General features: G+C 52.8%; 10 protein-coding genes. 5 read left to right on the top strand and 5 right to left on the bottom strand.

The features are described 5' to 3' along the window. From rfaP to D0B88_RS01965, 5 genes are all read left to right on the top strand, one after another. Nucleotides 1-1,965, top strand: a complete 1,965-nt coding sequence (rfaP, locus tag D0B88_RS01985) for a lipopolysaccharide core heptose(I) kinase RfaP (protein WP_151054636.1) — start codon at nt 1-3, stop codon at nt 1,963-1,965. A gap of 29 nt (nt 1,966-1,994) precedes the next feature. Next, entirely contained in the window at nt 1,995-3,209 is a 1,215-nt protein-coding gene (locus D0B88_RS01980; RefSeq protein WP_151054634.1) for an O-antigen ligase family protein, read from the top strand. Continuing rightward, nucleotides 3,206-4,975 (top strand): lipid A export permease/ATP-binding protein MsbA, encoded by a 1,770-nt coding sequence (gene msbA / locus D0B88_RS01975; RefSeq protein ID WP_225318495.1) that lies wholly within the window; start codon nt 3,206-3,208, stop codon nt 4,973-4,975. Before D0B88_RS01980 ends, msbA begins: the two co-directional genes overlap by 4 nt. Before the next feature lie 100 nt (nt 4,976-5,075). Next, nucleotides 5,076-6,500 carry a bifunctional D-glycero-beta-D-manno-heptose-7-phosphate kinase/D-glycero-beta-D-manno-heptose 1-phosphate adenylyltransferase HldE gene (hldE, locus tag D0B88_RS01970; RefSeq protein ID WP_151054632.1) on the top strand — a complete coding sequence of 475 codons (1,425 nt, stop codon included), beginning with the start codon at nt 5,076-5,078 and terminating at the stop codon, nt 6,498-6,500. A gap of 108 nt (nt 6,501-6,608) precedes the next feature. Then, complete coding sequence (locus tag D0B88_RS01965) at nt 6,609-8,156, top strand: methyl-accepting chemotaxis protein (protein ID WP_151054630.1); 1,548 nt, start codon at nt 6,609-6,611, stop codon at nt 8,154-8,156. A 94-nt stretch (nt 8,157-8,250) separates the two neighbouring features. Here the strand turns inward: D0B88_RS01965 and D0B88_RS01960 are convergent, their stop codons facing one another. The 5 genes from D0B88_RS01960 to D0B88_RS01940 all read right to left on the bottom strand — a co-directional run bounded on the left by D0B88_RS01960 (nt 8,251) and on the right by D0B88_RS01940 (nt 12,941). Beyond that, complete coding sequence (locus D0B88_RS01960) at nt 8,251-9,405, bottom strand: iron-containing alcohol dehydrogenase (protein ID WP_151054628.1); 1,155 nt, start codon at nt 9,403-9,405, stop codon at nt 8,251-8,253. A gap of 96 nt (nt 9,406-9,501) precedes the next feature. Further along, nucleotides 9,502-9,831 (bottom strand): Rieske (2Fe-2S) protein, encoded by a 330-nt coding sequence (locus D0B88_RS01955; protein WP_151054626.1) that lies wholly within the window; start codon nt 9,829-9,831, stop codon nt 9,502-9,504. Between the two features lie 21 nt (nt 9,832-9,852). Further along, nucleotides 9,853-10,896, bottom strand: coding sequence for a S1C family serine protease (locus D0B88_RS01950; protein ID WP_007639839.1), 1,044 nt, complete (start codon nt 10,894-10,896; stop codon nt 9,853-9,855). A 16-nt stretch (nt 10,897-10,912) separates the two neighbouring features. Then, nucleotides 10,913-11,788: a protease HtpX gene (gene htpX, locus D0B88_RS01945; RefSeq protein ID WP_007639841.1), complete on the bottom strand. Its 876-nt coding sequence runs from the start codon at nt 11,786-11,788 to the stop codon at nt 10,913-10,915. A gap of 358 nt (nt 11,789-12,146) precedes the next feature. Next, nucleotides 12,147-12,941, bottom strand: coding sequence for a Crp/Fnr family transcriptional regulator (locus D0B88_RS01940; protein ID WP_151054624.1), 795 nt, complete (start codon nt 12,939-12,941; stop codon nt 12,147-12,149). Nucleotides 12,942-12,989: the final 48 nt, after the last annotated feature.

The raw sequence follows: 12,989 nt of genomic DNA, 5'->3' as shown, positions 1-12,989 counted from the left end.
ATGAAGCTAGCCTTGGTGATTTTTCGCTATTTCCCCTTTGGTGGGTTGCAGCGGGATATGTTGGCTATTGCCCAAGCGGCACAAACAAAAGGTCATCAGGTCAGTATTTTTTGTGGTGACTGGCAAGGTGAGAAAATTTCCGGTATCGATATTATCGAGATTAAAAATGCAGGTTTTTTTAATATTGCCGGCGTGAAAAATTTTGTTACCGCTTTTCAACAGCAATTCCAGCGCGATCAATTTGATTTGTTGGTTGGCTTTAATAAAATGCCGGGGCTGGATGTGTATTTTGCTGGTGACAGCTGCTTTGCGCACAAAGCTTACAGTGAGCGCAATTGGGTGTATCGACTGGCACCGCGCTCGCGGTTATATCTTGCCTACGAGCGCGCCGTATTTTCGGAAGCAAGTACAACGCAAATTCTTTCATTAGTTGCCAGTGAACAAATATTATTTGCGCGTTATTACGCTACCCAGCCCGAACGTTTTTATGCGCTGCCGCCAGGAATCTCCGCCAGGCATCTGACGTGTAGCAACCCGCGTGCAGCGCGTAATACGCTGTGTCATGAATTGGGTGTAACGCCCGACACTAAAATTATTGTGTGTTTGGGTTCAGGTTATAAAACCAAAGGCGTGGATATCAGTATTAACGCGTTTGCAGAATTAACCAAAATCATGGCCGATAAAATCGCCTTGGTAATTGTGGGCAAGGACGATCCCTACACTTATCGCCAGCAAGCGATGCAAGCAGGCGTTGATTCAAGCGTATTTTTTCTTGGGCCGCGCAGCCCCGTGGGCGATTTGTTGCATGCGGCGGATTTGCTGTTGCACCCCGCGCGCAAAGAACTTGCTGGCAATGTGATTTTGGAGGCAATGCTCTGTGGCGTTCCGGTAGTGGCCTCCGCTCACTGCGGCTATGCGCACTATGTTGTTGAACAGCAAATGGGCGAGTTGATTCCGGCAAAGGCATCGCCTACAGCGATTGCTGAATTGGTCGCCGCAATGCTCGCGGTTGACGCAGGTGTATGGCGTGAGCGTGGAGAATTATTTGCACGGACAAGCGATGTCTTCTCCCGCCCTGAAGTTGCCGTTGTGGCACTGGAAAAAATCGCCAGTAGGAAAAAAAATTACGCTCCCGTTTTTACTCCAGGGCAAACGCTTACAGACCGGACTGTAATTGTGCGCGACGAGTTGAGCGATGAATGGACAGGTCAGGATGTATTTACCCTGATGGAAAATATGCAGGGAAAAATCGCACGCGAGATGAAAGATCGTCAAACCCTGCGCTTTGAAATCAACGGGCGCGGCTACTACCGCAAATGGCATCGCGGTGTGGGTTGGCGGGAAATTTTCAAAAATTTGCTGCAGTTGCGCCTGCCGGTGTTGGGTGCGACAAATGAATGGAAAGCGCTCAACAAATTGCGCGCCTTGAATATTCCCAGCTTGATTCCGCTTGCCTATGGGGTGCGCGGTAAAAATCCGGCGCGCCAGCAATCGTTTATTGTTACGCGCGAGCTGGCTGATGTTGTTCAGCTGGATCACTACTTTGAGCAAAATTCAGTGGCGATTAAGCCTCGGCTGCTTATCCTCAAGCAGCTTGCGCTGATGGTGCGTGCGCTGCATGAGGCGGGTATAAACCATCGCGATTTGTATCTATGCCACTTTATGCTCAAACCTGAGTCATTGGTTGCAGGTAATAATCCAGAGATTTATCTGATTGATTTGCATCGCGCCCAGTGTCGAGTGCAAGTGCCGCGGCGTTGGCAAATTAAAGACTTGGCGGCGCTTTATTACTCCAGCTTAAACCTCGGTTTTAATCGTCGCGACAGCTTGCGGTTTTTGAAAATCTACTTTGATTGCCCGCTGCGCGATATTCTGGAAAACAACGCGTCATTGCTGAAACAGGTTCAACAGCGCGCGTTAAAAATTTATTGGCGCGACTTTGGTCATGCGCCAGCGTCGCATTGATACAGTATTTGTTGAGACAAGGTGTTTGGATGTCGTTGGAATTTTTTAAAAATGGACAATATCGGGAGCAAAAGATAGCGGCTTGGGTGGCGGTTGGCTTACTCGTATTTATTAGCGCCTTTCTCTGGGCACCGTCGCGCGATGGGTTGGAAGCTGTTTATGCGCTTGGCCTGTTTATCCCGCTGTTGTGTTTATTGCCTTGGCGCAAACCCTCGCTGGCGCAATACGGCGGAGGCTTCACCTTGTTAGGTGTAGTGTTCGCGGGTTATTCAGCAATTACGGCTTTTTGGGCACCGCACGCCGACCCCGGCTTTTTTATATTGCAGTTTTTTATACTGGCGACCTGGCTCTGTGGTTTGGGCTGGATGGCACAGCGCGGATTGATTGACGTCGCAACAATTATAAAAACCCTATTGCTGGTAGGGGCTGTAATGTCGGTCATTAACCTTGTCGTTTTTTACTCGGTAAATCCTTTGGTTGAGCGACTGGAGGGCTGGAGTGTTACGCGTAACCCCAACCATATAGGTTCAGTTTACGGTGTGCTTACACTGCTGGCTTATATCGAATGGTTGCGTGCAACAACGCTGAAACAGAGTGTTTATTATCTGTGTTGCATCGCACTTTTGGTAATTTCTGTATTGGCGTCCCAGAGCCGCGCTGCGTTTGTCGGCTTGGTGGTGTTGATGCCTGTTGCGGCCATGCTCTACTGCCGTAGTAGTCGCAAGTGGCTGCTGCATTTTGCAGTCCTGTTGGTATTGGCTGCAGTGGTGTATGTGATGCGCGATCAGGTGCAAGAATTACTGCTTGCTCGTGGTATCAGTCTGCGTGATGTGATTTGGGCCGAGGTGTTTGCGCGCGGTGTGCAGGAGCACGCTATCTGGGGTCTCGGGTTGGAAAAAGAAGGGCGCATTGTGCTGAGCGACGGCGCTGTCTATAACCACGCACACAATGCATGGCTTGATATGTTTTATCGAACCGGGGTCGTGGGCTTGGTATTGAGTGTGGTTTATGTTGGCTATCTCTTACGCCACGCTCTCGGGTGTCGTGAGTTTTACCCGCTGGTGCTGTGGTTCATTTTTGGCTGCATCTATTCAATGGTCGATTCACGTGGTTTTTTCTGGCAGATTGACCCGAAATGGTTTTGTATCTGGTTGCCAGCCGGTCTTCTTGGTGCATTGATCAGCGCACAGCGCAACAACCTTTTTGCGGCCCAGTCGGCGGCAGGGGAGCAGGATAATTCATGATGTCCACCAATCGAGTCACCGCGTCGGAAGCTTCTTCCTGGCGTATCTACCAGCGCCTGCTGCGCTACCTTAAACCTTATTTGCTCTGGTTCGGTGTCAGTGTAGTGGGCTATATCATTTACGCCGCCGCAAACGTGATGTACTCCCATGTAATGGAGCAGCTGGTGGTGGCGATTGAATCTGCCGATCCAGCGGCGCGTTGGTTGGTGCCACTGCTTATTGTGGGGGCGACCCTTATGCGTGGTTTGGGCATGTTTATCGGCGGTTATTTTATGGCGAAGGTGGCCTTTAATGTGGTTAATGACTTGCGCGTGCAGGTGTTCAACCACATGACCCAGTTGCCGGTGAGTGCGTTTGATGAGCGCCCCAGTGGTCATATGATCTCCCTGATTACCTACAACATTAATGGTGTGACGGTAGCCGCTACCGATGCACTAAAAAAAGGTATTCGCGAAGGCGCAACGGTCATTGGCTTGTTGGGCTGGTTGTTCTATCTGGATTGGAAGTTGACGCTGCTGTTTTTATCTGTAGCGCCAATCATGGGGCTACTGGTGACTAAAGTGGCCAGACGTTTGCGTCGCCTGAGTAGTAAAGTGCAGGATTCGGTGGGGGATATCACCCAGGTATCGAGCGAGATGATTAATGGCTATCAGGTGATGCGCACCTTTGGCGGTGAGACCTATGAGCAGGATCGCTTTATGCAGGCGAGCAAAAAGAACTATGCGCAGAATATGAAAATTGTGGTGACCAGTGCGGCCAATGCACCGGTGATGCATTTGTTGATTGCAGTATCCATGAGTTTGTTGATTTATGCCGCGTTGAGTTTTATGCAAATGGATAGCACCGCTGCCTTTATCGGCTACATCACTGCTGTAGGGTTGATTGTCACGCCGATCCGCCAATTAGGTGAAGTGGCACCAATGATTCTCAAGGGCGTGGCGGCAGCGGATAGCGTCTTTACCTTGCTCGATACACCCACAGAAAAAGACACCGGCACCTATGAAGTGGCGCGGGTTAAGGGGGAGGTCAGCTTCAAGGGGCTTGGTTTTAGTTATGCAAATCAGCAGCGGCCTGCACTGCGCAATGTGAATTTGTCGGTGCGCGCTGGCGAGGTAATTGCTTTAGTCGGTAGGTCGGGCAGCGGCAAATCCACACTGGTGAGTTTGCTGAATCGCTTTCACGATACTACTGAGGGCGATGTACTGATTGACGGTGTTTCGGTGCGCGATTACCGCCTCGCGAATTTACGCAGCCATATCGCGTTGGTGAATCAGAATGTGACCTTGTTTAACGATACGGTTGCCGGGAACATCGCCTACGGCAGTTTGCAAACACGCAGTCCTGAAGCTATTCGGGCCGCGGCTGACGCCGCCTATGCGACGGAATTTATCGATAAGCTGCCCGAGGGGTTTGAGACCATGATTGGTGAATCCGGCGCGCGCTTGTCTGGCGGCCAGCGCCAGCGGTTAGCGATTGCCCGTGCGCTGTTAAAAGATGCACCTATCCTGATTTTGGACGAGGCCACCTCCGCACTCGACAATGAATCCGAGCACTATATCCAGGCGGCGCTGGAGCGTGTGATGAAAGGGCGCACCACCTTTGTGATTGCTCATCGCCTGTCGACGATTGAAAACGCCGATCGCATTATTGTGATGGAGCAGGGCGAAATTATGGAGCAGGGCACCCACGCAGAGCTGATTGCGCTTGGTGGGCATTATGCGCGGCTGCATGCCAAAGAATTTAATGACCAGGATGAGTCGGCTTAGTGGTTAGCGCCGGTACAGATTGATACTGGCGATCAGTGTGAAATTAATGTGAATGACAGGAATGGGTTTTTTAATGGAACTTACCTCTGCAGGAATGACTATGCATATAACGATGCCCCATTTTGAAAATGCGCGTGTATTGGTGGTGGGCGATGTGATGCTGGATCGCTATTGGCATGGCATGAGTACTCGCATTTCGCCGGAGGCGCCAGTCCCCGTCGTGAATGTCAATCAAACCGAAGATCGCCCCGGTGGCGCCGCCAACGTGGCATTGAATATGAGTGCCCTGGGGTGCCAAGTGTCATTGGTGGGAGTGATTGGCAATGACGAAGCGGGCGAGATTCTGCAGCGCAGCCTCGCGGCGGCCAAGGTGCAGGCTGATTTTCAAATCTCTGCCACCAAACCCACAGTAACCAAATTGCGTGTTATCAGCCATCACCAACAGCTGTTGCGCATGGATTTTGAGGACAAATACGGCCCTGAAGACAGTTGCGATTTTGTCGCCAAAGTTGAGCGTTTGATTTCTGATGTCGACGTGCTGGTGCTCTCCGATTATGCCAAAGGCAGTTTGCAGGACTGCAGTTCGCTGATCGCCCTCGCGCACAAGGCGGGTATTCCGGTTCTGGTCGACCCTAAAGGTGATGATTTCAACCGCTATCAGGGCGCTGACGTTATCACTCCCAATTTTGTCGAATTTGAAACGATTGTGGGCGAGTGTGCGAGTGAGGAGGAGATCGTCGCCCGCGGCGAAACCCTCATGGCTGGCCTTGGCTTGCAGGCCTTGCTGGTTACTCGCGGCGAACATGGTCTCAGCCTGTTGCGCCCCGGCCAAGCGGAGCTGCATTTACCAGCGCGCGGCCGCGAAGTATTTGATGTAACCGGCGCGGGCGATACCGTTATCGCGACACTGGCCGCTGCTATTGCATCCGGGCAGCGCCTGCCTGAGGCAACGGCGCTGGCGAATATTGCCGCCGGTATAGTGGTGGGCAAATTGGGTACGGCTATTGTGAGTGGCCCGGAGTTGCGTCGCGCCATTATTGCGGATCAGGGTGCGCAAAGGGGGGTGGTAAGCGAAGAGCAGCTGCTGTTGGCGATAGAAGATGCCCGCGCCGCTGGCGAGCGCATTGTATTCACCAACGGCTGTTTCGATATTATCCACGCCGGCCATGTCGGCTACCTGGAGGAGGCGCGCAAGCAGGGAGATCGCCTGATTGTGGCGGTGAATTCCGATGCTTCCATCCGTAAACTCAAAGGTGCAGGTCGCCCCATCAACCCGCTTGATCGCCGCATGGCGGTGCTGGCAGGTCTGGAAGCTGTCGATTGGGTGGTGCCTTTTGAGGAGGATACCCCCGAACGTTTATTGCGCCGCGTCAAACCTGAAGTATTGGTCAAAGGCGGCGATTACCGCGCCGATCAGGTAGTTGGCGCACCGCTGGTCAAAGCTTACGGCGGCGAGGTACGGGTGCTGGGTTTTGTCGAAAACTGCTCGACTACCTCGATTGTGAATAAAATTCTGCATCAGTAATCTCACAGTGCAGCTATAACCGCTATGGCTGCACATTTTTGGTGCCGCCTTGTCATCAGATATTGACTAGACTTCGTATAGTGTCTTATCCGACAACAAGGTGTTCCTGTGAAAACCTCATACCCCTCTCGTTCTGCTTATCCATCCTCTTCCCGAACCAGTAGTCTGGTTGATTTTGTGATTAACTATCGTCATCACATCGATAACATCATGCTTTGGGTAACGGGGCTGGCGTGGCTTATGTCGCTGCTCTATGCCGCGGTACATGGCACCTGGATGCTGGCGTTGGTTGTCGGTGGTTTGTTTATGGGCATTAACTGGTTTGCCATCAAACTGGTGAATCATCCACAGATCACTCCCGCAGTCATTGCCATTGTTTATATGTTGTTTGTTTCGCTTCATGTGCATCAACTCAAGGGCATGATTGAGGCGCATTTTGGTTATTTTGTATTTCTGGCTGCACTTTTTACCTACCTTGATTGGCGCCCCTTAATCTGGGCTGCTGTCGCCGCTGCGGTGTTGCATGTGGTTATTCACCTGCTGCAAGAGGCGGGAGTCCCGATTTATCTTTTCCCTGATCATATGCACTCCTGGTCGATAGTGGCCATGCACGCCTTTTATGTGGTGATTGAAACCGCGGTGCTGGTGGTTCTGGTGCGGCTTGCCAGTCGCTTGTTAATAGTGGCTCACGAGTTGGTTGAGGTCACCGAAACGATGGTGGTTGATGATAGCCGTATCGATCTGGGGGTTCGCTCCCGCGCGCGCAACAATGCTATTTTGGATCGATTAAATTGGCTGCTGGAGTCTATTGCCCAAGCGGTTCGTTCTGCCTTGTCCGCACAGGATGAGGCGGATAAAAACCTGAGTGTGCTCGCTGCCAATGCCGGTGAGCTGGTAAATATGGCGGGGCAATCGCGCCGTGGCGCGCAAGTCATTCGCCATGCTATGGACAATATGCATCAATCGTTTGTGGAGGTTGCCGCGCAGATCCAGCGCGCGGCCGTGCTCACCGAGGAGACGGTTCATGCCCAGCGCGAGGGGCAAGTGGCAGTGAAGGTCGCGCGCGAGGGGATTGCCGAGTTGTCGCGTATTTTGGGGGATACCGCCCACTCTATCGATACCTTGGCGAGTGATTGTGCTGCCATTACGTCTACCCTGACAGAAATACAGGGCATAGCTGAACAAACCAATTTGCTGGCGCTCAACGCGGCGATTGAGGCGGCTCGTGCCGGAGAGCAGGGCCGTGGTTTTGCCGTAGTTGCGGATGAAGTGCGCACCTTGGCGCGACGCACCCAGGTCTCCACCGAAAATATCAAACAGATCGTCAGTCGTTTGGTGTCAGGCTCAAGCGCATCGGTGCAGGCGATGAGTGAAAGTCGACAGCGCGTACTGGCGAATGTCACCAGTTCCGAGGCGGTAGAGCAGATCTTTGGCCGTATTGCCAAAGCAGTTACCGAGATCAATAAAATTAGCCAACAAATCGCGGCCGCCACTGAAGAGCAGACCCAGGCTTCCGAGTCCATTACCCAGCAAACCGGACAATTGGATAGTTTGAGTGAGGAAACGGCGCGCATTGTGGCGCAGAATCGCCACATGATTGCGCATTTACAAAGTGCATTTGCGGAGCTGCAACAAGCCTTGACCAAATTTCACTAAGCGATGGTGTCGATTCGGCAGCATAAAAAAAGCCCCCGTCAGCACAACTGGCGGGGGCTTTGTTTTATGGGTTATGGGTTATAGGGCGCGGCGATTAAGCCGCCAGCTCCAGAATTTCACGGGAGGCTTCCGGGGTGATGGCGCCGTGCTCACCCAGTGCCAGCAGCTCGTGTTTGACCAGCATATCGACCAACTTGGGGATGGAGTCGCGGCCGACACCGTAACCACTCAAGGTGGTAGGGGTGCCCATCTGCTCAAAGAAACCGCGAGTGGCGGCGATGGCGGCATCGATCAAAGCCTCTTCATCGCTGTGATTCAGATTCCATACGCGGCGACCATATTGCACCAGCTTGGCGTGTTTTTTCGCGCGCTGATGTTGCATCACTGCCGGTAAAACAACCGCCAGGGTTTGGGCGTGATCCAAGCCATGCATCGCCGTCAGTTCGTGCCCGATCATATGGGTCGCCCAGTCTTGCGGTACACCCACACCGATCAAACCGTTGAGCGCCATAGTCGCCGCCCACATTACATTGGCGCGCACGGCGTAGTTGGTTGGCTCTTTCAGCGAGCGCGGACCTTCTTCGATCAAGGTCATCAATAGGCCTTCAGCAAAACGATCTTGCACCTTGGCGTCTACCGGGTAAGTCAGGTACTGCTCCATAATGTGCACAAAGGCATCCACTGCACCGTTGGCAATCTGGCGCGGTGGCAGGCTGTAAGTGGTGGTGGGGTCGAGAATCGCAAATTGTGGATACACCAGCGGGCTGCCGAACGCCAGTTTCTCGTGGGTGGCTGCTTTGGTGATCACCGAATTGCCATTGCTTTCGGTACCAGTTGCAGGCAGTGTCAAGATGCAGCCAATAGGCAGGGCGCTATTAAACGGCGCATGTTTTGCCAGAATATCCCAGGGTTCACCGTCAAAATTCACCGCCGCTGCAATCAGTTTGGTGCCGTCGATCACGCTGCCACCACCAACGGGCAAGAGGAAATCGATCTGCTCTTTTTTGACCAGTTCAACCGCTTGCATCAGGGTTTCATAATGTGGGTTGGGTTCGATACCACTGAACTCAAACCAGGTTTTGCCTTCCAGTGCTTTAACAACTTGATCATAAACACCGTTCTTTTTGATGGAGCCGCCGCCATAGGTCACCAGAATGCGGGCATTGGCGGGAATCAGGTTGGCAATTTCTTTGATTTGGCCTTCACCAAAAACAATTTTGGTGGGGTTGGAAAAAGTAAAATTTTGCATGGCATATAATCCGGTAAAAGATAATTAATATTGTATTACAAATTGGCTATCACTTTAGCTGTTGCACTGCATTAACACGATGGGGTTTACCCAAATTTACGAGCGAATAATCGACAGCTGGTTGTCGTCGATGCGAAAAGGAATCGCCTCAAGCTTGCGGCCAGCGCAGGGCCCAGCCACACATTTACCTGAGTCGATCACAAACAGTGCGCCGTGGTTGGCGCATTGGATCATGGTGCCGCTGCTATCCAGAAACTGGTGTTCTACCCATTCCAGCGGTATACCCAAATGGGGGCAGGCATTGCGAAAGACAACTATCTTGTCCTGCTGCTTGACCACCAGCAGTTTGAGATCGCCCTGTACAAACCCTCTGCTACTGCCCTCGGGTATTTCGTCAAGCGTGCACAGGGGGATCAATGCAGTCACAGATATCAACTCAGGTTGGTGCTAGTCAGGGCTAGTCAGGCGCAATTTGCGGGTGAGTAGTTTGCCATCGCGTACCACACTGACATTAACCTTATCACCGGGTTTGTAATGCTCCAGAGCGCTGAGTAGTTGATCGTCGTTGGTGACCGGATAGTCCTCAATCGCCACAATCACATCGCCCAAACTGATTTGCCCCCAACTATTGCGTTTGGCGCCTTGCAGACCGGCTTGCGCGGCGGCGGAGTTGGGTTCTACCCGTAAAATGGGCACGCCCTGAATACCAATTTGTTGCGCCCAGTGATCGGGTGCCACCGCTACGCCCAATACGGGGCGCACGATGCGGCCATGTTTAATCAGCTCCGGCACCACTTCTTTTACGGTATTCACTGGAATCGCAAAGCCGATGCCAGCGCTCGCACCGCTGGGGCTATAGATCATGGTATTCACACCAATCAGCTTGCCCTCGGAGTTGAGTAGCGGCCCGCCCGAGTTGCCGGGGTTGATGGCGGCGTCTGTCTGGATCACATTGGTAATTTTGCGTTGGTTGGGCGATTCAATTTCACGCCCCAAGGCGCTTACCACACCCGTTGTCAGGGTGGCATCCAACCCAAAAGGGTTGCCAATGGCTAACACCTTGCGGCCAACACGCAGGTCGGCTGAGTCACCCAGTGGCAAAGCGGTTAATTGGTCGGCGGGCGCTTTAATCCGCAGTACGGCTAAATCCCGCTCCGGTGCTAAACCCACCACTTCGGCGGGCCAGTTGGATTGATCTTGCAGGGTGATGGTGATTTGACGGGCGCCCTCTACCACGTGGTAGTTGGTGACTATGTAACCGCGTTCATCCCACACAAAACCGGTGCCGGAACCGCGTGGCACCGTGACGAGATCAAACGAGTAGGGGTTGCGCGCCAGCTGTTGATTGGTGACAAAAACGACGCTCGGGCGAGCGGCGTCAAACACCTCCATGCTATTGCGCTCATCATCGGTGGAAAAAGCATTGGCGACAGCGCTCAAGGCGCTGGCGCCACTCATTAAGGTAACAAGCAGCCAGCGCCAGAGTGTCATGCGGCGATCCTCGTACTTAGGCGGCGTCGCGCAGGGCTTGGATACGCGCTTCCAGCGGTGGGTGGCTGGCAAATAGGCTGCGCATACCACCGCTGATACCAAAGGCGCGCATGCTGCTTGGCATTTGGCTTTCTGCACCGGCGCCGCTTTCAGCTTGCAAGCGTTGTAAGGCGCGAATCATGGCACCGCGATCCGCTAAGGTAGCACCGGCGTGGTCGGCACGGAATTCACGGTAGCGGGAGAAGGCCGCCACAATCATCGAGGCTAAAACACCCAGTACGATTTCAGCGACAAAGGTGGCGATCATAAAACCAAAGCCACGGCCGCTTTCATTCTTGAGCAATACACGGTCGACAAAGTCGCCAATGATGCGCGCAAAGAACATCACAAAGGTGTTCACCACACCCTGGATTAGGCTGAGAGTAATCATATCGCCATTGGCAACGTGACCGATTTCGTGCGCTAACACCGCTTTCACTTCGTCGCGCTCAAAGCGTTGCAGCAGGCCAAGGCTCACCGCCACCAGTGCCGCGTTGCGGTTCCAACCGGTGGCAAAGGCATTGGATTCCTGTGCGGGGAATACACCGATTTCCGGGGTTTTAATGCCCGCTTTTTGCGACAGCTCTACCACGGTATCAACCAGCCATTGCTCATCGGCATTGCGGGGTTGGTCAATCAATTGCACGCCCATGGTCTTTTTTGCCATCCACTTGGAAATGAACAGCGAGATAAAGGAGCCGACAAAACCAAAGACCGCACAGAATACCAGCAGGTTCTGCAAATCCAGTCCACCTGCTGTGCGATAGCTGCCTACACCCAAAAGGCTGAGCACAATGCCGGCAACAACCAGAACCGCGATGTTCGTTAACAGAAACAAGCCAATACGTAACACGATAGGATCTCCCATAGAAGTTGATGCGCTGGTTTATACGCAGCGTCGGGGGAGTATATGTGTGCAGGGAGGGATTATTTCAATCGCGGCAGGTTAAGAATCGCAAAAAATCACGGCAAAAGAAAAATGGCCGCCACAGGGGCGGCCCAAGCAACCGTGTTAGCCAAGAGACTTGTGCAGAAATGCTCGCAGAGAAAGTCCCAAGGGGTGAGCCGTTTTAACAATCGACTTGCAGGGCGATCATCAATTCCGCTCAGCTGCTGTGGGGAGAAATCCGCAGCAACGAATTAACGATAATCGTTCTCATTTATTCGGTCAAGTCTTTTTTGAGAATAATTCTTGTTTGTGAGGTTGTGTTTTAAAGTTCCGGGCTTTTGAGTTGCAGCAACTGGCTATTTAGCTGGTTAATTTTGGCGGCCATTTCCTCGATAAGCCCCAGGCAAATCTGGGGTTGATGCTCAATCAAGGCGATAAACTCCTCTTTGCGTACCGCCAGTACAGTGCAATCACTGGTCGCCACCACCGAAGCCATCCGTGGTTGGCGAGTGAATACGGCGAGGGCGCCAAAAATTTCGTTCGGGTGGATCTGCCCCACAGTGACACCATCGCATACCGCCTTGGCGGAACCCTCCAGCAGGGTATATACCTGATCTGCGGTATCGCCTTGCTGGATAATGGTTTCACCGCTGCGGAAGTGTAAAAAACCAGCGGCAGGTTGGAATTCACCGCGTAGTTCCTGGGTGAGTGCCTGCTCAAAGTAGCTGATGGAGCAGACCAAAAAGTAAGTCCAATTGCGCTGGTATTTCAGGTCGCTGTTGGCCTGCTCGACCAGCGCGTCGCGTTCGTAGGCCACTAGTTCCACCGGACTGCTGCAGCTGAATTGGCCTTGCGGCAAGTTCAGTGAGCGCGGTAATCCGAGCAGGTCGCCCGCCTCAAAATGCATGACCAGCTTGCCCTGCAGGTAATAATCGACCTGACCTTCCATGAGGCGCAACAGGCGGGTGGGGGCGATATCGGCAAAAATGTCATCGCTCGCGGCGACCCGAAAAGGCTCCTCAGCCGGTGTTACTGGTATGCAGATGAGTTCAGTCAGCGCACCCAGTTTGGCGGCCAGCTCGGACATTAATTCGGATTGTTTGGTTGAAAGGTACATAGAATCCCCGGCGACAAAAACACTAAATTAGGCAAAGTTTTAGTGTAG

The sequence above is a fragment of the Cellvibrio sp. KY-YJ-3 genome (assembly GCF_008806955.1).
Lineage (GTDB): Bacteria > Pseudomonadota > Gammaproteobacteria > Pseudomonadales > Cellvibrionaceae > Cellvibrio.
Note: the sequence above shows the minus strand (reverse complement) of the source record. Positions and strands in the feature narration are given on the sequence as shown.